23 protein-coding genes and 1 pseudogene are annotated in these 23,482 nt (G+C 69.7%); 11 read left to right on the plus strand and 13 right to left on the minus strand.

The features are described from left to right. Nucleotides 1-52 precede the first annotated feature (52 nt). A complete protein-coding gene (locus ACNAVT_RS14650) occupies nt 53-1,084 on the minus strand; it encodes a helix-turn-helix transcriptional regulator (RefSeq protein ID WP_416296535.1) in 1,032 nt (343 codons plus the stop codon). A gap of 62 nt (nt 1,085-1,146) precedes the next feature. On the opposite strand from ACNAVT_RS14650, the gene ACNAVT_RS14655 reads away from it, so the two are divergent. Together ACNAVT_RS14655 and ACNAVT_RS14660 are read left to right on the plus strand one after the other, a co-directional pair. Beyond that, nucleotides 1,147-2,133, plus strand: a complete 987-nt coding sequence (locus tag ACNAVT_RS14655; protein ID WP_416296537.1) for a zinc-binding dehydrogenase — start codon at nt 1,147-1,149, stop codon at nt 2,131-2,133. Further along, a complete protein-coding gene (locus tag ACNAVT_RS14660; RefSeq protein ID WP_416296539.1) occupies nt 2,130-2,717 on the plus strand; it encodes a DNA glycosylase AlkZ-like family protein in 588 nt (195 codons plus the stop codon). Before ACNAVT_RS14655 ends, ACNAVT_RS14660 begins: the two co-directional genes overlap by 4 nt. A 243-nt stretch (nt 2,718-2,960) precedes the next feature. On the opposite strand, the gene ACNAVT_RS14665 is transcribed toward ACNAVT_RS14660, so the two are convergent. Further along, nucleotides 2,961-4,052 carry a hypothetical protein gene (locus ACNAVT_RS14665; RefSeq protein WP_416296540.1) on the minus strand — a complete coding sequence of 364 codons (1,092 nt, stop codon included), beginning with the start codon at nt 4,050-4,052 and terminating at the stop codon, nt 2,961-2,963. 505 nt (nt 4,053-4,557) lie between these two features. Here ACNAVT_RS14665 and ACNAVT_RS14670 point away from each other — a divergent pair. From ACNAVT_RS14670 to ACNAVT_RS14690, 5 genes are all read left to right on the plus strand, one after another. Continuing rightward, complete coding sequence (locus ACNAVT_RS14670; protein WP_416296542.1) at nt 4,558-5,019, plus strand: GntR family transcriptional regulator; 462 nt, start codon at nt 4,558-4,560, stop codon at nt 5,017-5,019. Continuing rightward, nucleotides 5,016-5,936 (plus strand): ABC transporter ATP-binding protein, encoded by a 921-nt coding sequence (locus ACNAVT_RS14675; RefSeq protein WP_416296544.1) that lies wholly within the window; start codon nt 5,016-5,018, stop codon nt 5,934-5,936. The genes ACNAVT_RS14670 and ACNAVT_RS14675 overlap by 4 nt, the downstream gene beginning before the upstream one ends. After that, nucleotides 5,933-6,997, plus strand: coding sequence for an ABC transporter permease (locus ACNAVT_RS14680; protein ID WP_416296546.1), 1,065 nt, complete (start codon nt 5,933-5,935; stop codon nt 6,995-6,997). The genes ACNAVT_RS14675 and ACNAVT_RS14680 overlap by 4 nt, the downstream gene beginning before the upstream one ends. 13 nt (nt 6,998-7,010) lie before the next feature. Then, a complete protein-coding gene (locus ACNAVT_RS14685) occupies nt 7,011-7,151 on the plus strand; it encodes a hypothetical protein (RefSeq protein ID WP_416296548.1) in 141 nt (46 codons plus the stop codon). Between the two features lie 280 nt (nt 7,152-7,431). After that, on the plus strand, nt 7,432-8,010 hold the full coding sequence (locus ACNAVT_RS14690; protein WP_416296550.1) for a dihydrofolate reductase family protein: 579 nt from the start codon (nt 7,432-7,434) through the stop codon (nt 8,008-8,010). Here ACNAVT_RS14690 and ACNAVT_RS14695 read toward each other — a convergent pair. The 4 genes from ACNAVT_RS14695 to ACNAVT_RS14710 form a co-directional block, all read right to left on the minus strand. Beyond that, nucleotides 7,992-8,702, minus strand: a complete 711-nt coding sequence (locus ACNAVT_RS14695; protein WP_416296551.1) for a helix-turn-helix domain-containing protein — start codon at nt 8,700-8,702, stop codon at nt 7,992-7,994. The genes ACNAVT_RS14690 and ACNAVT_RS14695 overlap by 19 nt on opposite strands. A gap of 279 nt (nt 8,703-8,981) precedes the next feature. Then, entirely contained in the window at nt 8,982-9,959 is a 978-nt protein-coding gene (locus ACNAVT_RS14700; protein ID WP_416296553.1) for a D-alanine--D-alanine ligase family protein, read from the minus strand. Next, the gene (gene alr, locus ACNAVT_RS14705) at nt 9,956-11,053 is read right to left on the minus strand and encodes an alanine racemase (RefSeq protein WP_416296555.1); all 1,098 of its coding nucleotides are present in this window, start codon (nt 11,051-11,053) and stop codon (nt 9,956-9,958) included. Before alr ends, ACNAVT_RS14700 begins: the two co-directional genes overlap by 4 nt. Further along, a complete protein-coding gene (locus ACNAVT_RS14710; RefSeq protein WP_416296557.1) occupies nt 11,050-11,829 on the minus strand; it encodes a S1 family peptidase in 780 nt (259 codons plus the stop codon). The genes alr and ACNAVT_RS14710 overlap by 4 nt, the downstream gene beginning before the upstream one ends. Before the next feature lie 211 nt (nt 11,830-12,040). Between ACNAVT_RS14710 and ACNAVT_RS14715 the strand changes: the two genes are divergently transcribed. Beyond that, nucleotides 12,041-12,706 carry a response regulator transcription factor gene (locus tag ACNAVT_RS14715; RefSeq protein WP_416296559.1) on the plus strand — a complete coding sequence of 222 codons (666 nt, stop codon included), beginning with the start codon at nt 12,041-12,043 and terminating at the stop codon, nt 12,704-12,706. Continuing rightward, nucleotides 12,703-13,767 carry a sensor histidine kinase gene (locus tag ACNAVT_RS14720; protein WP_416296561.1) on the plus strand — a complete coding sequence of 355 codons (1,065 nt, stop codon included), beginning with the start codon at nt 12,703-12,705 and terminating at the stop codon, nt 13,765-13,767. The genes ACNAVT_RS14715 and ACNAVT_RS14720 overlap by 4 nt, the downstream gene beginning before the upstream one ends. Before the next feature lie 143 nt (nt 13,768-13,910). Here the strand turns inward: ACNAVT_RS14720 and ACNAVT_RS14725 are convergent, their stop codons facing one another. Beyond that, nucleotides 13,911-14,804: an aminoglycoside phosphotransferase family protein gene (locus ACNAVT_RS14725; RefSeq protein ID WP_416296563.1), complete on the minus strand. Its 894-nt coding sequence runs from the start codon at nt 14,802-14,804 to the stop codon at nt 13,911-13,913. A gap of 107 nt (nt 14,805-14,911) precedes the next feature. Further along, nucleotides 14,912-16,147, minus strand: coding sequence for an RNA-guided endonuclease InsQ/TnpB family protein (locus ACNAVT_RS14730; RefSeq protein WP_416296564.1), 1,236 nt, complete (start codon nt 16,145-16,147; stop codon nt 14,912-14,914). Between the two features lie 23 nt (nt 16,148-16,170). Between ACNAVT_RS14730 and tnpA the strand changes: the two are divergent. Beyond that, a pseudogene (gene tnpA / locus ACNAVT_RS14735) lies at nt 16,171-16,586 on the plus strand (IS200/IS605 family transposase). A gap of 289 nt (nt 16,587-16,875) precedes the next feature. Here the strand turns inward: tnpA and ACNAVT_RS14740 are convergent. Both ACNAVT_RS14740 and ACNAVT_RS14745 read right to left on the minus strand, forming a co-directional pair. Beyond that, the gene (locus ACNAVT_RS14740) at nt 16,876-17,385 is read right to left on the minus strand and encodes a hypothetical protein (protein ID WP_416296566.1); all 510 of its coding nucleotides are present in this window, start codon (nt 17,383-17,385) and stop codon (nt 16,876-16,878) included. 216 nt (nt 17,386-17,601) lie between these two features. Beyond that, nucleotides 17,602-17,847, minus strand: coding sequence for a hypothetical protein (locus ACNAVT_RS14745; protein ID WP_416296568.1), 246 nt, complete (start codon nt 17,845-17,847; stop codon nt 17,602-17,604). A 256-nt stretch (nt 17,848-18,103) separates the two neighbouring features. Here ACNAVT_RS14745 and ACNAVT_RS14750 point away from each other — a divergent pair, with 256 nt between their 5' ends. After that, on the plus strand, nt 18,104-18,835 hold the full coding sequence (locus ACNAVT_RS14750; protein ID WP_416296570.1) for a hypothetical protein: 732 nt from the start codon (nt 18,104-18,106) through the stop codon (nt 18,833-18,835). Nucleotides 18,836-18,981: 146 nt separating this feature from the next. On the opposite strand, the gene ACNAVT_RS14755 is transcribed toward ACNAVT_RS14750, so the two are convergent. Genes ACNAVT_RS14755 through ACNAVT_RS14765 form a run of 3 tightly spaced genes read right to left on the minus strand, consistent with a single transcriptional unit; the run spans nt 18,982 to nt 23,455 of the window. Then, nucleotides 18,982-21,300 (minus strand): transglutaminaseTgpA domain-containing protein, encoded by a 2,319-nt coding sequence (locus tag ACNAVT_RS14755; protein WP_416296571.1) that lies wholly within the window; start codon nt 21,298-21,300, stop codon nt 18,982-18,984. Continuing rightward, on the minus strand, nt 21,294-22,448 hold the full coding sequence (locus tag ACNAVT_RS14760; RefSeq protein ID WP_416296573.1) for a DUF58 domain-containing protein: 1,155 nt from the start codon (nt 22,446-22,448) through the stop codon (nt 21,294-21,296). Before ACNAVT_RS14760 ends, ACNAVT_RS14755 begins: the two co-directional genes overlap by 7 nt. 11 nt (nt 22,449-22,459) lie before the next feature. Further along, nucleotides 22,460-23,455 carry an AAA family ATPase gene (locus ACNAVT_RS14765; RefSeq protein ID WP_416296575.1) on the minus strand — a complete coding sequence of 332 codons (996 nt, stop codon included), beginning with the start codon at nt 23,453-23,455 and terminating at the stop codon, nt 22,460-22,462. Nucleotides 23,456-23,482: the final 27 nt, after the last annotated feature.

Consider the following 23,482-nt stretch of genomic DNA (forward strand, 5'->3'; position numbering starts at 1 on the left):
GAGACCCACAGGAACGGGCGGGCAGCAGTCATGACGTTCCTGTCCTTCTCCCTCAAGGTCCTGTCGCCTTCTTCGGCCGGTGGATTGCGTCATCGGGAGGATGCGGTGCCCGTTGGGAGTTGGTCCGGGCTGCTGATCCTTGTGCGGCTCGGAGGAATCGGGTTCCCCAGTCTCGGAGGTGGTCGGTGAATTCCGGGGGGCTGAGCACCTCGAATTCAGCGCCGATGTTGCCCAGTGCTTGGGTGGGCCAGTCCAGGCTGGCGGATACCATGGTGAGACGGCAGTGCTGGCTGTCGATGGATTCGATCGTGCCCCATTGCCCGACGATCCGTTGGACGTGTTCGGCGGATGCGTGGACCAGGGCCTGCACGGCGTGTCCTGAGGGGACGCCGGTGGAGGTGCGCACGAACTGGGCGGCGTCGCCGGTGGGAAGGGGGCGTGGACGGAACCTCGTTCCGGCGCTGCGCGGGTCGGTCAGTCGGTCGAGGCGGAAGCTGCGCCAGTCGTGTCGGGTCAGGTCGTAGGCGACCAGGTACCAGCGGCCGCCGAGCGCGACAAGGCGGTGCGGTTCGACTTCTCGTTCGGTGTCGGGGCCGCCGCGTGCGGTGTAGCGGAATCGCAGCCGTTCCTCGTCCCGGCAGGCTTGGGCGATCACCGTGAGTACTTCGGCGGGCACGACCGGTCCCGCGGCCGTGGGCGAGATGGTCATCGCGCGCAACGCGTTGACCCGGGCACGGAGACGCGGCGGGAGGACCTGCACCACTTTGGTCAGCGCGCGCACCGCCGCGTCTTCGATCCCGGCGATTCCGCTCTGGGCGGCGTCACCCATGCCGACCGCCAGCGCGACGCCTTCCTCGTCGTCGAGCAGCAGCGGCGGCAGGACCGCACCGGGGGCCAACTGGTAACCGCCGTCGGTGCCTCGGGAGGCGTGCACCGGGTAGCCGAGTTCCCGCAGCCGGTCGACATCGCGGCGCAGCGTGCGTTCTGAGATGCCCAGGCGGTCGGCCAGATCGGTGCCGGACCAGTGGCGGTGAGTCTGCAGCAACGACAGCAGCCGGAGCGTTCGGGAACTGGTGTTGGCCATGTCGTGATCTTCGCACGGCTTCCGGTCAGAAAGTGACCGGAAGTCGGTCTAGCGTCACCCTCATGATCACTCGTGAGATTCAGCTGACTACTCAGATCGCCGGCGTACCCGGCCGGGAACATTTCACCGTTGTCGAGACCGAGATCGACGGCCAGGTCCTCGTCCGCACCGACTACCTCGGGCTGGCCGCCACATACCTCGAGCTCATGCGCTCCGACTGCCACCTGCCGATCCCGGCCTGGCAGCCGGGCCAGCGCATCGGCGTCATGGCCATCGGCACGGTCCTGCGGTCGGCCAGCCCGGACCTGCAAGAGGGCGACCTGGTCCAGTCAATGAGCGGCTGGAGTACGCATTCCGCCGGCCCGGCCGCCTCGTATGTCAAGCTGGACCGCGACGCGTACCCGGAGCCGAGCTACCACCTCGGCCAGGGACCGACTGCGTACTACGGCATGGCAGACGTGGCCAAGGTCGGCCGTGACGATGTCGTGTTCGTCTCCGGCGCGGCCGGCGGCGTCGGCTCCCTGGCCGCCCAGATCGCCCGCAACCTGGGCGCCTCGAAGGTCATCGGCAGCGCGGGCAGCCAAGCCAAGGCGGAGTACCTGGTCCGGGAGCTCGGTATCGACGCCGCATTCGACTACCACCAGGACCCGGTCGCCGCACTGATGGAACTGGCACCCGAGGGAATCACGGTCTTCTTCGACACCGTCGGCGGCACGCTCTACGAGGCCGCGCTCGAGGTCGCCGCGCCGGGAGCGCGGTTCGCGCTGTGCGGATCGCTGTCCACCCAACTGGGTGCGGCGGCGCAGCGATTCCCCGAACTCGACCAGGCTGCCGCCGCAGCCAAGGGGATCGAGCTGCTGCCATTCTCCTGCTATCACACGCCAGACCAGATCGCCGCATGGCACACCCACTTCAGGGCCTGGCTCGACGAGGACACGTTCGTCTTCCCGCAGACGGTCGTCGAGGCCGGCATCGATGCCGTGCCCGATGCCTTCCTGTCGCTGTTGCGAGGCGGCTACCGCGGCAACGTCTCGGTGCGGCTGGCATGACGCCACTGTCGCGTCGCGCCCTCAACCGGGCACTGCTGCAGCGCCAATTCCTCCTGGAACGCACCGACCAGGCGCCACTTAACGTGATCCGGCGTCTGGTCGCCCTACAGGCACAGAACCTGATCCGCCGCTACCTCGCCGCCTTCGGACCCGCCACGGTGGCCGACGTCCAGGCATGGAGCGGGCTAACCCGGCTCAACCAAGTCGTCGCGAACATGGGCATCGAACTGCGCCACTACACCGGACCCGACGGCCAGACCCTGCTCGACCTGCCCGACGCGCACCTACCCGACCCGCGCATCCCAGCGCCCGTGCGACTGCTGCCCGCGTACGACAACGCCCTGCTGGGCCACGCCGACCGCACCCGCATCATCAGCGACGAAGACCGTAAGCAGGTCATGCCCGGCCGAGCCCTGGTACACCCCACCATCCTCATCGACGGCTTCGTCCGTGGAACCTGGTCCTTCACCGGAGACGACATACGACTCGTCCCATTTCGGCCTCTTGCAACCGTCGAACAGCAAGCCGTCAACGACGAAGCGAACCGGATGCTGCCCTTCCTCATGCACCGACGAGCGTCATAGCCCGCGCCCGATCAGCCGACGCCCGCAAGCCATAATCCTGTGCGCACATCCGCCGCCGTCCGCGCGCTATACAGCGTCACGGCTGGTGACCGGGTTCGGCGGCATCCGCTCCTGCCGAGATGAGTGCGTGGAAGGATTTGATGCAGCTGCAGTAGACGTAAATGAATCGAGATTGCATGCTTTCAGTCGAATATCGCACCGATGCGGCAGCTGGTCACCCCGCCGAATGCGGCCATTGGTTTCTTACCTTGATTCTTTCGCCCGTTTTTTCCTCGGGCGGCCGTCCCTCGACCCCGGCACTTTGCTGGATGGTTCCCTTACCAAGGTGGTGAAGCCATGTTTTGACTGTTCGGGCACTCGCTTGAATCGCATTTCTTCGATCAGCCAATCCGGGTCACTGGCGTGAATTGATAGCGTCAGTGCGTTACGGTCAGCGTATCGGCATACGTCAATCATGAGCTCGGCGGTCAGCATGCGCGCCTCCTGGCCACCAAGAACACGAAGCGCCTCGAAGTGCCAGGGAGATGGGCCCATCACCACGGCCAATGCGAGACCCTCGGGGCGCTGGAGCCAGCAGTACAGGGCTTCCCTGGAACGCGTCCATCGGTTGAAGGTGTGTCGGCCAGCAAGCCAGAGACGGCCGAAACCAAGGACGACACAGACCCCGAAGCCCAGCGCCACGTGCCAGGACAACTCCAGCAGGCTATGCGGCCGCCCCCAAGGAACTAAGAAGGCAAGGGCGACGCTCCATAGGACAACGCTCCTCCTGCGATCACGCAGCAGCCCTCTAACGAAGGCCGTCCGGAACTCGCGTTTGTACATCCCATCGACAGCGAGGCTGATGGATGTCGCGCCTGGTTGGTCGGCGCCGCGATGGGTGTCAGATACCGGATCTGGCTGTTCCAGCACTTCGGTCTGATAGACCTTGGTCAGCAGGCCGCGGAACGAGGCCCGCTGCGTGACTCGGACCTTGCCATAACCCGGAGTCTCGACCGTCAGCCGCGCTGCCGAATCCACACTGGCGATCGACGTTCGTCCGCATTTCTCACATTTCCAGGAACCACTCTCGCCCGCCTGGAGGGCCCCGATGCGGTCCTTGCCGCAGGCAAGACAGCGCACCAATCGCGCGTTGCGGTGGTGAAATATCAGCCACTGGCGCTTCGACGCCCCGCCCGCGGATCCGTCGGTATTCGCCAAGCTCATTGTCAGCCACGCACTCAGGACTACAAGAACCAGCAGGACGCTCCAGGTAACTGCTGGGCGATCCTTGAGCCAGGAAGGCTGCAATTCGGTGGCATAGTTCGTGACAATCGCCAGCGCTGCGGCAACCAGCACAGATAGAGCGGCTAGCGCCCCAGTGGCCCGTCGGTGGGCCGCGGTCCTCGACATCAGGCAAGTATGCCGGTACACCCTGCGATGTCTTGACCTGAGCTAACAGCCAGCGTTCCGACATGGCCCCCTGCCCTTCTATACGACTCCCATCATGAGCGGCATCGTCGGTGGTGGGCGCTGACTTCCGGATCTGCCGCTGAGTGTGCGCGGATCTGCCGCTGAGCGGGCGTCGTACGGTCGAGCGGCGAGGGTCGACCTTGGTGCCACGACCGAGCTCATATCGCGTCGTCCGCCGAAGCGCATGCCCGAACTCATGACTGCGCGGCGCGCCACCGGTCGTGCCGGCATATCGGGTTTCTGCCCGATGCGGCGATCGCGCTGGGCAGGCGGTGTTGCGAGCCGTTCGACGCCGTCAGCTGTCCGGGCACGTCCTTGCCATGTCGCTTAACTGGTGTTCTACTTAACCAGAACAATCCGCGATGCCCAGCGGGACAAGGAGGATCACTAGGTGATCAACTTTCATGTCGACCGGTCCAGCAGCGTCCCCGCCTACGCCCAACTGGTGCGGCAGGTGCGTGAAGCGCTGCGGATCGGGACGCTGCAGCCCGGGGACCAACTCCCCACCGTGCGCAGCGTGGTGACCTCGTGCACGGTCAACCCGACTACAGTGCTTAAGGCCTACCGGGAACTGGAGCTGTCCGGCCTGGTAGAGGCGCGGCAGGGGGCGGGCACCTTCGTCAGCGGAACGCTCGGCCACGCGGATCCCCATGTCATGGCTCGCCTACGCGGCAGCCTCGCCCGGTGGCTCGGCCAGGCCCGCGAGGCCGGTCTGGAGGACGAGGACATCCAGGCGCTGCTCGCCTCGGTGATCGTGGAGAACTCGGCGCGCAGGGCCCACGCTGGCGGCAACCGGACGCAGGCAGCACCGACACCGGGTGCTGGGTTCCGGAGCAAGGAAGGCGCCGCATGAGTGAGGAGTCCATCGCCGTGGAAGCCCGCGACGTGGGCAGGCGCTACGGCACCGTTTGGGCGCTGCGGGAGTGCAGCTTCCAACTGCCCGCCAGCCGCATCATCGCGCTGGTCGGCGCGAACGGCGCGGGCAAGTCGACGCTGATGAGCATTATCGCCGGTACGTTGACGGCCACCTGCGGCTCGCTGCTGGTCCACGGCCGACCGGTGGTGAAGGGCAGGTCCACCAACGGGGGTGGTTCTGCCGGGAGCCGGGTCGCGATCCTGGCCCAGGACAAGCCGCTGTACCGCGACTTCAGTGTGTCGGACATGCTCCGCTTCGGAAGGTCGATGAACCGCGTGTGGGACCAGCGGCGGGCGCTGTCGTGGCTTCAGCGCTTCGACATCCCCCTGGACCGTCGCTGCGGCAAGCTGTCCGGCGGGCAGCGGGCGCAGGTCGCGCTGGCGGTCGCCCTGGGCTCCCGCCCGGCGGTGCTGCTGTTGGACGAGCCCCTCGCGAACCTGGACCCGGTGGCCCGCACCGAGGTGACCGGCGAACTCATGGCGGAGGCCGCCGACAGCGACATGACCGTGATGCTGTCGACCCACATCATCGCCGAGCTCAGTGGCGTCGGTGACCATCTGCTGCTGCTCGACGCGGGCCGGCCCGTGCTCACCGGCGATGTCGAGGAGTTGCTCGACAGCCACGTGCGGCTGACCGGGCCCCGCGCGGACCAGCCACCTGGCCCGGGCGCGATCGTCCAGGCGCAGCACACCGACCGCCAGTCCACGTTCGTCCTCCGGCAGCCAGCGCCACCGACGGCGCACGCCGTCGTCGCCCCCGGCTGGACCGCCCAGCCCATCACCCTGGACGAGCTGATCCTGACCTACCTCAAGGCCTCGTCCAAGGCGCACCGTGACCTGGAGACAGCGGCATGAGCCCGGTCACCCAAGCGCCCGTCTCCACCAAGCGCCAGGACGATCTCGGGTCCGCCGGGGACGTCCGCGGTCTGCTGTGGCTGACCTGGCGTCAGCACCGCTGGGCCCTGATCGGCACGCTCGTCCTGGCCGCGGTCCTGGTGGGCTGGATGACCTACCTGTCCATGGAACTGACAGACCTGTGGCACCAGTGCGGCAACGCGTACTGCCCGGAGAGCTCCCCACAAGGCGAGCGGCTCGCCGGGTCCTCGCGCCTGGTCCTGACCTTGGGTGCCCTGTCGCGGGTGGTGCAGTACATGCCGCTGCTGATCGGCGTGTTCATCGGCATCCCGGTGCTGACCAGGGAGCACGAGCAGCGAACCCTGCTGCTGGCCTGGAGCCAGGACGTCTCCCCAACGCGCTGGCTGTGGACCAAGCTGGGCATGCTCGGCCTGTTCGTGGCGGCTGTGACCGCAGCCGTCGCCGGCGTCAGCGACCACCTGGCACACCTGGAAACCCAGGTCGCTCCGGGAACCCTGTTCGACTACCTGCCGTTCCTGAACACCGGGATGCTGCCGGTCGCGGTCAGCATCTGCTGGTTCGCGGTCGGCGTCGCACTCGGCGCCGCGATCAAACGCACGCTCCCCGCTGTGTTCGGCGTGATCGCGGGGTTCATCGGCCTGACCTACCTCGTCCAGTGGCGCTACCCCACCCTGATGAAGCCGCTGTCCGCGCAGCTACGAGTGGGCGGCCCGGACGGTGGTCTGTTGCGCGACAACGCCCTGGTCGTCAAGGGCGGCATGATCGACTACGGTGCCGACGGGCCGTCCGGCGCGTTCGACGCCTCCGGTCGCCAGCTCAGCGGCGTCGAGCTGCAACGCCTCTGCCCGCCCGACAACGATGGCGGCAAGATCCTCTCCTGCGAGTTCGACAACCATCTTCTGCACCACCTGCAGTACCAGCCGGGCAGCCGAATCCCCGACTTCCACCTGATCGTCGCGACCGGCTACCTGAGCCTGACCGCGGTGGCGCTCGCCGCGGCCTGGTGGATCGTCCGCCGCACCAACCTCAGCGCGGGCTGACCCAGCCGCCGAGGTGTCGTACAACGCTGGCAACGTCCGCACGGCCGCGAGTCAGGTCGCGCTGATCGACTGGGACGAGTCGCACGTCGACGTCCCCGACCTCGACCTCGTGCTGCCCGGCAACGGCCGCAACTGCCGAATTGAGTGCGTCTGATCTTGTGGCCGTGCTGCCTGGGGCTGGAGTGGAGGAGCCGCGAGCGGCTACTGGACGAGCGGGTGCACGGGCAGCTGATGCTGGCGCTGTCCCGTGTCGGCCGTCGCCCGTTGTGGCAGCGTCTACTGCCTCCTGGTGCCGTCGTTTTCGTACAAGACGGCCGCAGTGGCGCTTCCTAGCATGGGGGTGGGCGCTCCGCCGTGGTGCGTCGGCGTGGCGCTGCCGCCCGCTTGTCGATCTACCTGGCGGCCTCGTCGCCTGGCAATGAGGAGAACAGCACATGCGTGATCTGGTCTATACCGGGTTCGTTTCGCTCGACGGCGTTGTGGACTCCCCGGGTGGTGGACCGGGCGAGGATCACCGCAGCGGTGGCTGGGTGGTCAAGGACATGGAATTCCTGCCCGAGGCATTCTCGCTCAAGGGCGAGGAACTTGAGGATACGACGGCGCTGATGTTCGGCCGCCGCAGCTACGAGGCGTTCGCGCCGCTCTGGCGCGACTCGGACGACCACGCCGCCTACAAGGAACTGCCCAAGTACGTAGTCTCGACCACGCTGCCCGACGACGCCCTCGTCGAGGGTTGGGGTCCGACGACGATCCTGCGCTCGACCGAGGACGTCATCGAGCTTAAGAAGAGCGAGGGTGGCGCGATCTTCATCCATGGGAGTGCGGAGCTCGCGCGACGCCTGTCAGACGCGGGCCTGATCGACCGGTACAACCTGCTCGTCTTCCCGGTGCTGCTCGGAGCCGGGAAGAGCCTGTTCAGCAGCGCGGACAAGGACAAGCAGGTACTGAGGCTTCGGGCGTCCGCGGCCTACCCGAACGGTGTCGTCAAGGCGATCTACGACGTGGTCGGCTGATCCAGATCCAGGGCGATCGCACCGCCGGTGCCCTTGCGGAGTTGTCGCGCCGTGCGCCCGACGTACCGGCGCAGCGCACGGGCCAGGTGCGGCTCGTCGAAGTACTCGATCCTGGAGACAACATCGGCGACCGGGACGCCGGCGGCCAGGAGCGCCGAAGCCTTGCGTGCGCGTTCGATCTGCCGTACGGCACCCTGGGTGAGCCCGGTCGCCGCTCGGAACCGCCGTTCGACGGTGCGTTCCGAGACCGCTGGATGGCGCCCTCGGCGCACCTCGGTGACGAGCGGGTCACGGACCACAGCTCCGGAGCGGACGAGGCGGTCGACCAGGGCCTCAGCGTCGTCGGGCCCGGGCGTCTCCCAGCGGATGCCGTCCAGCCGAAAGCTCCTGTGCGTGGCGTCGGGGAGTTCGACGCCGCGGTCGACCAGGGCCGGCATGGGCACGGCCCGCAGCGACGTACCCACGGCGAACTCGATGCCGACGAAGGTCGCGCCCTCCGGCACAGGCGCGGTGCCGGTCCTGGTCTCAGGGCCGGTAATGCTCGCGTACGCCGTGCCCTCACGCTCCCAGAACACTAGGCCCCAGCACACCGCTGCAACAGATGTCATCTCCGCGACCTGCTCGCTCGTACAGGTCCACACGGTGTCGACCCACAGCGAGTCGGACGCGCGCGTCTCGAACCGCAGTGCCACGGGAGAACGATAGGCACAGTTCGTCGTACTTCCAATCGAGCCGCTGGCACTTCCGGTGCAGTTGGCGCTGTACATCCACCGGCTCCGCAGAACGCTCCCGAGCCCGGCCCAACCAAGGTCACATGTGGCCGGCCCTGCGGGGCCGTCTGTGCTTCCAGGCGTAGATGAAGGCTGCCAGGCCGATGACGGCGAGTGCACCGGCGATGGCTGCGTGGACGGCGGGTCTGTGTTGGGCCTGTCGAGGAAACTCCAGGAGTAGGTGGATAGGGGGGCCATGGATCACAGCCGGGTCGCTCCGGCGATCAGGATGTCCAGAAGTGCCGGAAATTCGAGGCCCGCCTGCCGCCAGATCTGCGGGAGCTGGGATTCGGCGGTCATCCCCGGAAACGTGTTGACCTCGTTGATCACCGGCTCGTCCGGGTCGCCGAACCAGCCGGGAGAAGGATGACCAGGCGAGGGCAGGAAGAAGTCGACGCGCAGTAGGGCCCGGCAGCCCAGGGCATGGAAGGCGCGGATCGCGCGGTCCTGCACGACCGCGGTGACGGCCGGGTCGAGCTGGGCGGGGATCTCGAAGGCGGCGCCGCCCTCATATTTGGCCGCGAAGTCGAAGAACCCCGACGGCACGCTGATCTCCAACGGCGGTCCGGCCTCGACCTGGCCGTCAGGGTGCTGGAGAACAGCCACGTCGACCTCACGACCGATCACCGCCGACTCAACGAGGATCTTGTGGTCGAATGCACGGGCCGCCGACAGCGCGGCGGGCAGGTCCGACAGATCGTCGACCTTGGACACGCCGAGGCTGGACCCGGCGCGGGCCGGTTTGACGAACAACGGCAGGCCGAGCCCACGGACCAGGGGATCCGGTGAAGCCCCGTCGATCGTCACGCCCGGGGCCACCCGCAGCCCGTCGGCGGCGAGCAGCTTCTTCGTCACCGCCTTGTCCATGCCGGCGGCGCTGGCGAAGACCCCGTTGCCTATGTACGGAACGCCGACCCACTCCAGCATTGCCTGCACCCGGCCGTCCTCCCCGTAGGGACCGTGCAGCGCCGGAAATGCCAAGTCGTGCTCGCGGATCACGCCCAGTGCGGTCGGCAGTGAGACCGCCTGCCCGTCGACATGCCATTGACCATCACGACCGATCAAAATCTCCGTGATCTTGTACGCCTGAGGGTCGAGATGGTCGATGATGCTCGCGGCCGAACGGAGGGACACGTCGTGTTCACCGCTCTGTCCGCCGTACAGAAGAGCGATTCTCATGGGTTTGCTGCCTTTCCGAGGATGCGGCCGACCCTGGCTCCGATGCCCGTCAGGATCTCGTGGGGGTTGGTGCCGGCCCAGCGCGCCCAGTCGGCGGCGGTGGGCGCGGGTTCGTCGCCGAAGACGGTGACCGGGTCGCCGATCCGCACCGGCAGGTCTCCGGCATCGATCACGCATTGGTCCATGGCGATGCGCCCGGCGATCGGGCGGCGTTGGCCGTGCAGCCACACTTCGGCCCGTCCCTGTGCGGCCCGGGGCAGCCCGTCGGCGAACCCGAGCGGCAGCAGCGCGAGCGTGGTCGGCCGCGCGGTGACGTGGTCGGGGCCGTAGGAGATCCCGGTCCCGGCAGGCACCCGTTTGACGTTGACCACCCGCGACCCCAGCGTCATCGCGGGCCGCAGCCCAGGCCCGAACCCGTAGAGGGCGATCCCGATCCGGCACAGATCGAACCGGGTCCGCGGGGCGTGCAGCGCGGCCGCCGAGTTGGCCAGGTGGAGCAGCCGCGGGTCGAGTCCGGTGGCCCGAGCCGCCTGGACCGCCTCCTCGAACGCGTCCACCTGCGCAGCCACGGCGGTGTCGTCATGCGCGTCGGCGTTGGCGAGGTGGGACCAGACGCCGCGTACCCGTACCCCGTCGTCTTTTTCGTATTTGCGGGCCCACGCCGTCAGTTCCGGCCAGTCGGAACCAATAGCGCCATTGCGGGACAGCCCGGTGTCGGCTTTGAGCTGCACGAATGCCGGTGTGCCCCGGAGCCGGGCTGCCGCGGCGACGGCGTGCAGATGCGGCAGACTGGAGACGCTGATGTCGACACGGGTGTCGATCAGGCGCCCGAAGTCCTCGTCGACGGGGTGCAGCCAGCTCAGGATCGGTGTGGTGAGGCCGGCGTCGCGCAGTTCCAGGGCTTCGGCGGCTGAGGTGGTGCCCAGCCAGGTCGCACCGGCGGCGACCGCGGCGCGGGCGACGGGCACCGCGCAGTGACCGAATCCGTCGGCCTTCACGACGGCCATGAGCGGGGTGCGCGCCATCGCGGCAATCGTCCGCAGATTGGCGGCGATCGCGCCGAGGTCGACGACGGCCTCGCCCGGCGCGCTCACCGGTGCACCCGGCGCCGGACCACGACGCCGCCGAGGACTCCGGCGCCGATCAGCAGCGCGATCGCCGCCCACGGCAGCGCCGGCCGCCCCGACATGGTGCTGTCAATCCAGTCGCCGAGGTTGTCGACGCGGGCGCCGAAGTCCGGCCCGGGGTGAGGGCAGCTTGGGCCGGTGCTGACCACTGCGACCAGGGCAGGTGAGCCGCCGGCCTGCTCGCGGAAGTACGGTCCGCCGGAGTCGTGCGGGCACGGGCTGGTCTCCCGGCTCGGCGATCGGCCGGAGGCTTCCAGCATGGTGTCGCCGATCGCGCCGACGGTGAACAGGCCGGTCTGCATCCAGGTCGCCGATTCGATGTTGTTGCCGCGGGTGGCTACTCCGAACCCGGTCAGCCGCAGCACTTCACCGACGGTAGGCGGGGCGGTGGCGAGCTGGATGGGGGTGATGTCGGTGACCGGGTCGGCGAGCTCGGCGAGGGCCACGTCGGTGTGATCGGCCTGGTGCACGGCGGCGACCTCGATCTCGTGCCCCTCCCGGCTCTGGAGGTCGGTCCGGCCGATGATCGCGATGGTCCGCTCGGCTACCGGGCGGTCCGCCCGGCGGCCGTCGCGGTCGCGGAAGCAGTGACCGGCAGTGATCACCCACCGCGGTGCGATGAGGGCTCCGGAGCAGGAGCTGTCCCGGGTGCCGCCACCGTCGGCGGGCAGGCCGGTCATGGTGAGCAGCACCGAGAACGAATAGTCGCCGGTGCGGGCGTTCTCGCCGTACGCGATGGCCATGGCGGGCCGGGCTCCCCAGGGCGCAGCGACCACCGCGATCAGGAGGAATATGAGGTAATTCCGCGCATTGTTGGGCAAAAGTGACCGTCCGTGAACTCGGCAGCAAGGGCCAGTCATGTTTCCGATCACCGCGTCCGCCGACCGTCATCGCCGCCCTTATCAGCCACTTACCTTCGGTGTGTAAGCCTGGCCGGAAACGGGAGGACGAGGGATGCGTGTGCTGGTGGCGGACGACGAACGGCTGCTGGCCGACACCGTGGCCCAGGGCCTGCGCCGGCTCTCGATGGCGGTCGACGTGGTCTACGACGGCGACGCCGCGCTCGAGCGCCTGGGCGTGAACCGCTACGACGTGGCCGTCCTGGACCGGGACATGCCCGGCCGGACCGGGGACGAGCTGTGCCGCTGGATCGTCGACTCGGGTTCCGCGGCCCACACCCGGATCCTGCTGCTGACTGCCGCGGCCGGGATCCGGGACCGCGTGGAAGGGCTCGGTCTCGGCGCGGACGACTATCTGACCAAGCCGTTCGCGTTCGCCGAGCTAGCGGCCCGGGTGCAGGCGCTGTCGCGCCGGTCGGCCGCAGCCCTGCCGCCGGTCCTCGAACAGGACGGGATCGTGCTGGACAGCACCCGGCACACCGCCTCCCGCGACGGGAACCTGCTGTCGCTGTCGTCGAAGGAGTTCGCCGTCCTGCACGTGCTGATGCGGGCCGGCGGGCGGGTGGTCAGCGCCGAGGAGCTGCTGGAACAGGCGTGGGACGAGCACGCCGACCCGTTCACCAACACCGTCCGGATGACGGTAATGACGTTGCGCCGCAAACTCGGTGACCCGCCGGTGCTGCATACGGTGCGCCGGGCCGGATATCGGCTGGGCGCATGAGCCGGCGCATCCTGCTGCTCTGCGCGCTTCTGCTGGTCGGCGGGCAGTTCGCCCGTCCGGTCGCCGAGCGGGCACTCACGTTCTGGTACCAGTTCGGGCCGCAGTGGTGCCTGACCGAGCCTGGGCGGGTTCCGGAGGGCAACCTGTGCCTGGTGCTCTACAAATATCCGAGCCTCGTCGACTACACCGCGCTGCTGCTCGTGCTCGCGGCCGGGCTGGCGATCTGCTACCCGCTGGTCCGATGGTGCCTGCGCCCGCTGCGTGACCTGGTCGCTGTGATCGCCCACGTCGGCCCGCAGAACCTCGGCCACCGGCTGCGACCCGGCCCGGGCCGTGACGAGCTGGCGGTGCTGGGCCGCACCATCGACGAGATGATGGACCGGATCGCGGTCGGCTACGAGGCGCAGCGCCGGTTCGCCGCCGACGCCTCACACGAGCTGCGTACGCCGCTCGCGGTGCAGCGGACCCTGATCGAGGTCGGCATGGCCGGCGAGCTGACCGCCGAGCAACTCGACCTGCTCACCGCCCAGCTGCTGGCCACCAACGAGCGCAACGAGCGCCTCATCGAGGGCCTGCTGACGCTGAGCGAGAGCGACCGTGGCCTGGTGGCGCGCGAGCCGCTGCGGCTCGACCGGATCACCGCCGACGTCCTGGCCGCGCACCGGGCACGGGCCGCTGATGCCGGGTTGACGATCACCAGTCGGCTGGACCCTCGTACCGTGCTCGGGGAAAAGGTCCTGCTGGAACGGCTGGTCACCAATCTGGTGCAGAACGCCGTGAAATACAACCGGCCGGGCGGAACCATCGACGTCCAGGTCGGCGGCGAACCGGCACTGGTCGTGGCGAACACCGGCGACGACATCCCTCCGGAGGAGGTGGCCGCCCTTTTCGAGCCGTTCCGGCGGCGGGCGGCCACCCGTATCGACCACAGCGGCGGGGCCGGGCTTGGATTGTCGATCGCGCGGTCCATCACCCAGGCCCACGACGGCCTGATCACCGCGACCTCCACGGGTAAGGACGGCCTGACCGTCGCGGTCTCTTTCCCTGGCCGGGAGATGTGAGGGCAGGGGACTCGAGCCGGCCAGTGTGCAGATCCGCGTAGTGCAGCGCTCACACCACGTAGCCACTTGTAGCTGGCCAAAGTGGACCGCGAGGGCAGTCTCCGGCGAGAACCGACACCCATGTGTGCCGTCGCTGATCTCTGCTATCGGGAGGTCCCGAGGATCTCCCGGATGACGTGCCGGGCGTTGGCGGAAATGATCGGATTGGTCGACCGGTAGTAAGGCAGTTGGATGGCCGCCATGGACAGGGCCCAGCCCCGGCTGCGGGCCCAGGTCGCGTCGTCCACATCCACTGCCTCGCGATACACCTGCCGCGCCGAGGCAGGAAGCAGGTTCCAGGCCGGGATGAGGTCGGTGGCCGGCTCACCCATGCCCACCGTGCCGAAGTCGATGATTGCCGAGACGCGGTTGCCGGCGAGCAGCAGATTGCTCGGCATGAGGTCGGAGTGCGTCCAGCAGGCGGAGCCCGTCCACAGTGGGGCCGCGAGCGCCTCCTCCCAAGCTGCGGTGATCTCCTCGGCGTCGAAGGGTTCGTCGGTGCGGCGCAGCGCCTCGATCGCCGCCCGCATCTCCTGATCCTCGGCGATCAGCGGCTTGCCCCGGTGCGCGGGCGGACCGCCGGGGAGATCGATCTTGCGGAAGGCGACCGCGAACTCCGCGAGGTCCCGGGCCACCTGCTCGGCCTCGGCCAGGTCACCCTCGACCGGGTTGCGGCCCTGGATCCACCGGTGCACCGCCCAGGGCAGGGGGTAGCCCTCACCCGGGGCGCCGGTCGCCACCACATGCGGGATCGGCAGCGGCAGCAGCGGCGCCAGCCGGGGGAGCAGCCGTGCCTCCCTCGCGATGTCCTCGGCGCCGCCCAGGCGCAGCGGCAGCCGGACGGTCAGGTCCTCGCCGAGCCGGTAGATCGCGTTGACCGTGCCACCGGAGGCGAGCCGGGTGATCGGCAGGTCCGCCCACTGGGGGAACTGAGCGCGCAGCAGCCGCCGGACCAGGTCGACGTCGATCTCCGCCTCGTCCGCGTGCATCTTGCCCATGTACCCACCAGATCTCTCGATTCCTGCCAAGAGCGTCGCACAGTCAGACCACGACCCAGAAGTTCATTTCCGCTAGCGGTTGCCAGAGCATTGACGTTCTCCCCGTCCTAAAGGGCGGGGATTCCCTCCGCGCTGCGCGCGGAACAGCGTGCAGCGCCTGGGTGGATTCCTGCTTCACGGCGCTGTGCCGGCACGGATGCTGGTCTTATCTGCGCTCCACAGGCGTTTAGGCTCTCGGCGCGTCCCGCCGCGAGGATGTTAATGGCCGCGTTGACGTCCCGGTCGTGGACGGTCCCGCAGGGGCAGGTCCAGGTCCGGACGTTCAGCGGTTTGGGTCCGTCGATCCGGCCGCAGGTTGAGCAGGTTTGCGAGGTGGGCGTGAACCGGTCGATCTTTGCGAAGGCCCGCCCGTACCGGGCGGCCTTGTACTGCAGCATTGCGGTGAAGCTGGCCCACCCGGCGTCGTGCACCGACTTGGCCAGCCTCGTGCGGCCGAGACCGGCAACGCACAAGTCCTCGACGTGCACCGCTTGGTTGTCGCGGATGATCGCCGTGGACAGCTTGTGCTGCCAGTCCCGCCGGGTGTCGGCCACCTGGGCATGCGCCCGAGCAACCTTGACAACGGCCTTCTTACGGTTGTTGCTGCCACGCTGCTTGCGGGACAGGTCCTGCTGCAAGCGACGCAGCTTGCGGGCGGCCCGGCGCAGGAACTTCGGCGCCGCGGTCTTCTTGCCGTCGGAAAGGACGGCGAAGTGAGTCAGGCCCAGGTCGATACCCACCTGCGCGTCGACCGGCGGCAGCGGCTCGTCGGCGGTGGTCACCACGAATGAGGCGAAGTACCGCCCGGCCGCGTCCTTGACGATCGTCACGGACGACGGGTCGGCTGGAAGCGCCCGAGACCAGCGGACTGCCAGATCGCCGACCTTCGGCAACCGCAGCCGACCGTTGTCGAGCACCTTGAACCGGGCGTTGGCGGTGAACCGAATGGCCTGCCGGCTGTCCTTGCGTGAACGGAACCGCGGCGGCGCGACCTTGCGCCCCTTGCGCTTGCCGGACAGCGAGTTGAAAAAGTTGCGGTAGGCGGCGTTCAGGTCCGCGAGGGCCTGCTGGAGCGCCACCGCGGACACCTCGCCCAGCCACGCCCGCTCGGGGGTGCGCTTAGCCTCGGTGATCAGTCGCTTGGACAACTCCGCGTCGCAGACGTACGGCAGCCCAGCCTCCCGCGCGGCCTGCCGCAGGCGCAACCCGTCGTTGAACACCACCCGCGCGCACCCGAACACCCGCGCCAGCGCCACTTGCTGCCCGGGCGTCGGGTAGACGCGGTAGTTGTACCGGAGCTGCACATCGGACAGTCTAACATTGGTCTATGGCAATCCCGTCCGATGTTCGCACCGGCAGACACTGCGTGTTTGTCCTCCACGCCCACTTGGTCTTCGTAACCAAGTTTCGGCACAAGGTGTTCACCGACCGACACCTGACCGCCTAGAGGCGATCATGCGAGCGGTGTGCGCCGACTTCGAGACCGAACTGGTCGAGTTCAACGGCGAAGGCGAACACGTCCATCTGCTGGTCAACTTCCCACCCAAAGTCGCCCTGTCAAAGCTGGTCAACAGCCTCAAAGGCGTGTCCTCACGGCGAATGCGCCAGGAATTTCCCGACCTGGCACGCCACTACTACCAGGCCAACAAGCTGTGGTCCGCCTCGTACTTCGCTGGATCCGTCGGCGGCGCACCCCTCACCGTCCTGCGCCAGTACATCGAACAGCAGAACCAGCCGACCTAGAGCATGCTCCGGCCTTCACGGCCCTCCCGCGCGGGCCTTCACCCCCGACCTAAAGGCCGGAGCACTGGGCCCGCATTTTCGGTAGCAGTGGTGGAAGCTCTGCGCGGCGCCCAGCGGCGCATCGCGAGCGCGTCCGGCCAGCGGAATCGGGCGAGTGGGAGATTTTGGTTGCGCGGGCGCGGCGCCGAGACTTAGCTGAACGCCATGCCTGCCCCCTCACCGATCTTCGTAGGAGGTACAGGTCGTTCGAACACGTCGCAGCTCGCGGTCAAGCCGCCCACCGCGCGAATCAACGCGGCAACGCAGTCGTTTCGAGCCACAGCACCTCGACCCTGGACTGGTCGTCACGATCGATGACGCAGGGGAACTCGGTCCCGCCGGCCCCCACGCGGCCACCCTCAACGGAGTTGAGCGCATCGCGGATTGTCGTCTCGTAGGCCGCGCCTTCCGAGGGCTGCACCCGGATCCGGAACTCGAACACTTCCTTGCGATTCACGCTGCTGTTCATGTCGGTCACAGACAAAATCGTGGCCGTGCATGGACGGCCGTCGTTGACGTCCTCGTTGCTGAGGGGATCAAGGCCAAGAAGACTCGATATCAGCACCGGTGAGAAACAGAAGATGACGCCGAACAGCAGCAGGGCGTAGGCGCCCCACGCCACGGCGTCGATGGTCGACCAGTCACGGTCGGCCGATCTCCGCCGCTCCCACGCCTTGAAGAGCGCTTTGCCGCCCACGGCGCCGCCGACGAGCACAGCAACAGGAATGGCGAAAGCAACGAGCGCCAAGGCCATAGTCACGCGATCCACCCCTCCGACACCTGGGAGGGTAGGTGATCACGGCAAGTGGACTCGCAGCGCCGTCGACGTAGGGTCATGAGGCTGTACGAGAAGGAACTGACTACTGACGGTGTCATGTTGTGCGGCCGTGCTCGATGCGGAGGACGACCAACGTGGCAGCGAGGGTCCTCCTGATCCGCCACGGGTCGAGGCTGACGTTGCGCAACGCCTTGAAGGTCATTTGAGCAGCGAGTCCCCGCGCTCGCTGATCGCGCGCAGCCGGTTGTGGGCCTTGTTGAACTGCTGCTGGACCAGGAGCAGTCCGCCGTTCTTGGGCTTCTTGAACGCGACCGTGACCGTGTCGGCTACCCCTTCGTAGCCCAGATACCCGAGGGTACGCAGGTCCGCGCCGGCCGCGGCGAGAGCGGGCAGGATCTCTCCGGCGCTGGCACCGGTGTCGCTGGTTTCCCGGTTGCAGCGCAACCGTTGACCGCGACTTTTCGTCCAAGTCTCAGTGCGGCCACCGGCACCACCGGGCGGCCGGTGGGACATGGGGGAGACAATGAGGCGGATCAGGCACGTCGTAGCGATGGTGGCGGTCGGGGCATTGCTCGTCGGCTGCGGTGAGCGGGCCGGGTCGCAGCGGTCCGCGCCGGACAGGGGCCAGGGGGTCGACAATGGGCCGACCGGGGGTGGAGCGCCGCAGGCGGATCCGGTTGCGCTGATCGGTTCCTGGACGGTGGCGGAGGTCGATGACGGCGCGGGTGATGTGCTGCGGCTCGCCTCGGACAGCGACGGCCGCCTGCTGTTGTTCGGCCGCTGCGGCGTGCAGATGGGGACGTGGCGGGCCGACGTCAACGGCCTGTTCGTTGCCGACGTTCCCGGCGATACGTTCTCGAGCAACGACCAAGGATGCCGGCCCGACCCTGGGGTCACCGATGCCTGGCTACGTCGGGCAGTTGCCTTTCGCGTGGACGGCGACAGCCGGGTCCTGCTCGACGACCACGGTCTACGCGTAGCCCGGTTGCTGCCCGGGGCGAGGCCGACCGCAGGGCCGAACCTGTTGCCAGAGTGGGCGGAGCCGCCCGAGGTGACCGACGAGGTCCGGCGTGCTTTGGCGCCGGCCGCCGCCCTGCCAGCCGCCGTGACACCAGTGCGCCGAGAAACCTTCCTCGGCCGGTGGGTGCCCGCTGATGTTCGGGGGCACCGGCCGGAGGTGCCGTACGTCGAGCTGCGCGATGACGGCGAATGGCGTGGCTCCGACGGGTGCAACCGTCAGGGTGGACGATGGGTCGCGGGCCCGGACGGTGCCTTCCTCGGCACCTCAGGCCCCAGCACGCTGATCGGCTGTGACAACGTTTCGGTGGGGCTTTGGCTCTTCATGGCTCGGCGGGCAGGGCTGGACGACCAGGTGCTCGTGCTCTTCAACGCCGAGGGCAAGGAGATGGGCCGGCTACGGCGCGACGGCTGAGGCATTCACGCGCACGCCCGCCGCTGAGCGAAGGACCCGCGTGCCATCGCCAGCCGGCGGTGGCGAGGAGGGCGCCGGTGAGGGCGGCGATGACCGCCCCAGGCGGGTGCGGACATGCCTGCGAGGGTAGGCCGGTCGGCGAGTGGTCAGCGGCGCCAGCGCAGCGGGCCCGGGTGGACGGTCCACAGCAGCCGCCGCCACCACGGTCGGGTCGCGCGCAGTGCCGTGGCGTACCGGTGGGCCAGTTCCGCGGCGCGGTCCGCCTGGTCGGGCGTGGCGGTGCCCGGGGCGAAGGCGACCTGGTTGAGCAGCCCGGCCAGCTCGTCGGGCTCGCCGTCCGGCAGGTCGGCGCCGGGCTGTGCGGGCATTGCCGCCCGGGCTTCGGCGAGGGTTCGGCGGGCCTGCTCGGCCACCTCGGCGGCGGCGAGGTCGCCGCCGGCCGGTCGGCCAGCGAGCCGCAGCGTGTCGGTGAGTTCCCGCCAGGCGCCGGCGATGCGCTGGCCGGGGTCGCCGCGTTGGAGGCGGGCGCGGGTGAGGTTGCGGCGCAGCGTGGCCAGGGTGAGCAGCGCCAGTCCGACCAGCAGCATCAGGGTGCCGGTGCCGCCACCGATCAGCACCGGCGTGCTCAGCCCGCCCCGGTCGGATTGCGGGCCGGGTGCGGCCTCGGGCGGGGGTGTGGCGGTGGGTTCCACCGTTGGTTCGGGCATCTGGGACGGGGGTGGGTCGTCGGGGGTGGGGCGGAAGTCCTCCTCCACCGGGCGGGGTTCCTCGTTCGGGCGGGGCATCGGGTCGAACGGCACCCAGCCGACGCCGTCGAACAGGACCTCCGGCCAGGCGGACGCGTCGGCCGCGCGGACCGGGCCGTCGGTGTTGGGGGCGAAGCCGACCACCACCCGGGTGGGCAGGCCGGCCAGGCGGCCCAGCACCGCGAACGCGGCCGCGAACTGTTCGGAGGTGCCCCGCTGCCCGCCGCCGTTGCGGGGGCCGAAGAGGAAGAACGTCAGGTTGGGGTAGGCGTGCCCGCTGGGCGCGTCCGCGGTGACCCGGTAGTGCTCGGCGAGGAAGTCCTGGATGGCGGTGGCGCGGGCGTAGGGGGCGCCGTTTTCCTCGGCGAGTTGGGTGGCCAGGCGGCGCAGCTGTTCCGGGGCTCCGTCGGGCACCCGCAGCACCCGGGCGACGGGGTCGCCGGCCGGTACGTTCGCCGTGGCGAGCAGGTTTGCGTCGAGGTGTTCGCGGGTGGAGGTGACGGTGTAGTGCAGGCCCGGGGTCAGTCCTTCGGGGCGGATCAGTGTTGCGGTGGCCGGGTCGTAGGCGACGCGGGCGCCGGTGACCTCGCGTGGGGTCGGTACGGCGGGCAGCAGCCGCCCGGTGAGGTCGGCGACGGTGATCTGCTGGCGGATGGTGTCGGTGGCGACGCCGGGGACGGGTTCGGTGGCGGGCAGGATCCGCCCGGCGTTGCGGTAGGTGGCGCCGACCCGCCAGGTCACGCCGTCATAGTCGGAGAGGACCGCGAGCCGGATACGGGCCTGCGTCGGGGTGCCCGTCTCGGTGTGCACCTCCAGCAGCTTCTGGTCGGGGTTGAGCGCCCAGCCGGAGATGCGGATCAGCGGGTTCTCGTCGAGGGATTCCACCTGCGGTGGTTCGACGTAGCGGCGGGGGTCGACGGGGCGGTCGTCGACCTGGGCGGCCACCAGCGGGGCGATCAGGGCGGCGAGCGCGACCACCACCGCCACACCGGCGGCGCCGGCGGCGAGCAGCCGCACCCGCACCGCGGCGCGCACCGCCGGGGCGAGCCCGGCCGTCGGGTCGGCGGTGGCCGGGCCGTCGCGGTGCGACGGCATCGCGAGGCCGGCGGCGGCGACGGCGGCGAACACGATGGTCGGTGCGATCGCCGGGTCCGCGTTCGGGCCGACCACGTAGAGCGCGCCGGCGTAGAGCAGCACCGGCGGGAGGTAGCCGAGCAGCACCCGGCCGGTGCGCAGCGCCACCTCGGCGGCGGCCAGTCCGGTCAGCCAGGCGGCGACGACGGGTACCAGCACGGTGTCCGGCGCCGGTTCCACCGGGATCATCGCGGTCAGCAGCCGGGGAATCGCGTTGCGGGCGGCGTCCGCGGCCACCTCGCCCAGGCTGCCGGGCAGTTCGGCGTGGCTGGCCGCCAGCCGCAGCGACAGCAGCGTCCACCCGGTCAGGCCGACCACTGACACCGGGGCCACCAGCCAGGACGGCAGGCGCCGGGCGGCCATGCTCACCAGGACCGAGCCGACCGCCGCGCCGACCACCAGCCGGGTCAGCAGCGGCCCCGCGTACACCCGGCCCAGCACCACGCCGGACAGCGCGATCATGGTGATCAACACCAGTGGCACCGGCACGGCCCGCAGCAGCCGCGTCAGCGGTCCGTCGTTGCCGCCGCCGGCCGGCCCGGCCGGCGCGTCGGCGTCCGCCCGCGTTCGCGTCACGGTCACCATCGGCGGATCCCGTCCCATTCGGCGGCGAATTGCGCGCCGTCGGCGGCGTCCACCACGACCAGGCCGGCCGCGCCGGCCGGCGTCGGCTGCGTCGCGCCGAACACCCCCACCACCACCGACGGGTACGCCCTGCGCAGCGCGCCGACGTGCCCCAGGTCGGTGTGGCCGCCCGGCCCGGTGAGGAAGATCAGGGTGTCGCCGAGCCGTTCCTGCCGCAGCCGGCTCATCGCGGTCGGCAGCACGTCCTCGCCGCCGTCGGTCAGCTCCGCGGCGGCGAGCCGGTCCAGTGGCCCGCCGGCGCCGGCGGGTTCCGTCTCGGTGGGTGCGACCAGCAGCAGGCTCATCGGCAGGTCCTCCCGGACCGTCGCGGCCACCACCGACGCGGCCGCCTCGCACGCGGACTCGAACGACTCGGCTTCCCCGGCCACCCGCGTCGGGTGGGCGGTGGCCCGGTTGTCCAGCACCACCACGATCCGCGGGAGGCTGGTGTCGACGTTCTCGCGCACCATCAGCTCGCCGACGCGGGCGCTGGTGCGCCAGTGCACCCGGCGCAGCTCGTCGCCGACCACGTACTCGCGTAGCGAGTCGAAGGTGATCGAGCCGTGCGGCACGCTGTCGGTCCGCCCCTCCAGGCTGCGCCCGGCCCCCGTCGGCACGGCCGTCAGCGGGTGGATGCGCGGGTGCACCCAGACCGGCACGGTGCCCCCGTACGGGCGGGCCAGCGCCACCAGGCCCAGCGGGTCGCGGCGGGTGACCCGCAGCGGCCCGACCGGCACCACGCCCCGGCGGTGGGTCGGCACCTCGTAGCGCACCTCGGTGTTGCGGCCGGGGCGCAGCCGCAGCAGCGGCACCGGCACCAGGGCGCGGCCGCAGCGGTCCTCGGCGACCAGGTTCGCCGCCCGCAGCCGTCCGGTGTTGCGCACGGTCAGGGTCATGGTGGCCGGTTCGCCCCGGGCGACCCGGTCCGGGTCGGCGACCCGCTCGACCAGCAGCCGGGGCCGCCAGGCGGCGTTGACGAGGGCGTAGCCGACGGCCACCGCAGCCGCCGCGCCGAGCACGGTCAGCTCCGGGTAGGCGTAGCGGAAGCCGACGCCGAGCAGTACGACGGCGGTGACGAGCAGCCCGACGCCGCGGGCGGTGATTCCCACGATCCGTTGTCTCAGCTGTGCACCGGGGTGGGCTGGCCCGACGGCAGCGGCACCGGCACCGAGGCGACGGCCTGGCGCAGCACCTCGGTGGCGGTCACCCCGCGCACCTGCGCGTCCGGGGTGAGCAGCAGCCGGTGTGCGAAGACCGGCTCGGTGAGGGCCTTCAGGTCCTCCGGCATGATCCAGCCCCGCCCGTCGATCAGCGCGTACGCGCAGGCCGCCCGGGTCAGCGCGATCACGCCGCGGGGGCTGACCCCGACCCGGACCTGCGGGTGGTTGCGGGTGGCCGCGGCCAGCCGCACCGCGTACGTGTAGAGCGGCTCGGCGATGTGCACACGGCGGGCCATCCGCACCATTTCGCCGATGGTGGCGGTGTCGGTGATCGCGTTGAGCGAGTCGGGGGAGCGGACCGTCGCTCCACGTAGCACCTCGACCTCGACCGCCTCGTCGGGGTAGCCGACGGAGAGTTTCACCAGGAACCGGTCGAGCTGGGCCTCGGGCAGCCGGTAGGTGCCGTCCATCTCCACCGGGTTCTGGGTGGCCACCACCAGGAACGGCTGCGGCACCGGGTGGCGGACGCCGTCCACGGTGACGGTCCGTTCCTCCATCACCTCCAGCAGCGCCGACTGGGTCTTCGGTGACGCCCGGTTGATCTCGTCGGCGATGACGATGTTGGCGAACACCGGCCCCGGGTGGAACTCGAAACCCCGGGTGGCCTGGTTGAAGATGGTCACCCCGGACACGTCCGAGGGGAGCAGGTCCGGGGTGAACTGGATCCGCCGCCACTGACCTTTCACCGTTGCCGCCACCGCCCGGGCGAGGGTGGTCTTGCCCACCCCGGGCACGTCCTCGAGCAGGACGTGCCCCTGGGCGAACAGCGCGGTCAGTGCGAGCCGGACCACCTCCGGCTTGCCCAGCACGACCGCGTTGACGTTCTCCGCCAGCCGGGCGGCGAGGGCGGCAAAGCCCTGCACCTCGGCCTGGGTGAGCGGTTCAGGGGTGTTCACGTGCGCGGATACTCCTCGGGGATGGCG

Source organism: Micromonospora sp. SL4-19, assembly GCF_047921475.1.
Classification (GTDB): domain Bacteria; phylum Actinomycetota; class Actinomycetes; order Mycobacteriales; family Micromonosporaceae; genus Micromonospora.

Coding starts and splice junctions, on each gene's coding strand:
- ACNAVT_RS14650 (WP_416296535.1), bottom strand. CDS start 1,084: ATGGCCAACACCAGTTCCCGAACGCTCCGGCTGCTGTCGTTGCTGCAG.
- ACNAVT_RS14655 (WP_416296537.1), top strand. CDS start 1,147: ATGATCACTCGTGAGATTCAGCTGACTACTCAGATCGCCGGCGTACCC.
- ACNAVT_RS14660 (WP_416296539.1), top strand. CDS start 2,130: ATGACGCCACTGTCGCGTCGCGCCCTCAACCGGGCACTGCTGCAGCGC.
- ACNAVT_RS14675 (WP_416296544.1), top strand. CDS start 5,016: ATGAGTGAGGAGTCCATCGCCGTGGAAGCCCGCGACGTGGGCAGGCGC.
- ACNAVT_RS14680 (WP_416296546.1), top strand. CDS start 5,933: ATGAGCCCGGTCACCCAAGCGCCCGTCTCCACCAAGCGCCAGGACGAT.
- ACNAVT_RS14690 (WP_416296550.1), top strand. CDS start 7,432: ATGCGTGATCTGGTCTATACCGGGTTCGTTTCGCTCGACGGCGTTGTG.
- ACNAVT_RS14700 (WP_416296553.1), bottom strand. CDS start 9,959: ATGAGAATCGCTCTTCTGTACGGCGGACAGAGCGGTGAACACGACGTG.
- ACNAVT_RS14710 (WP_416296557.1), bottom strand. CDS start 11,829: ATGGCCATCGCGTACGGCGAGAACGCCCGCACCGGCGACTATTCGTTC.
- ACNAVT_RS14715 (WP_416296559.1), top strand. CDS start 12,041: ATGCGTGTGCTGGTGGCGGACGACGAACGGCTGCTGGCCGACACCGTG.
- ACNAVT_RS14720 (WP_416296561.1), top strand. CDS start 12,703: ATGAGCCGGCGCATCCTGCTGCTCTGCGCGCTTCTGCTGGTCGGCGGG.
- ACNAVT_RS14725 (WP_416296563.1), bottom strand. CDS start 14,804: ATGGGCAAGATGCACGCGGACGAGGCGGAGATCGACGTCGACCTGGTC.
- ACNAVT_RS14755 (WP_416296571.1), bottom strand. CDS start 21,300: ATGGTGACCGTGACGCGAACGCGGGCGGACGCCGACGCGCCGGCCGGG.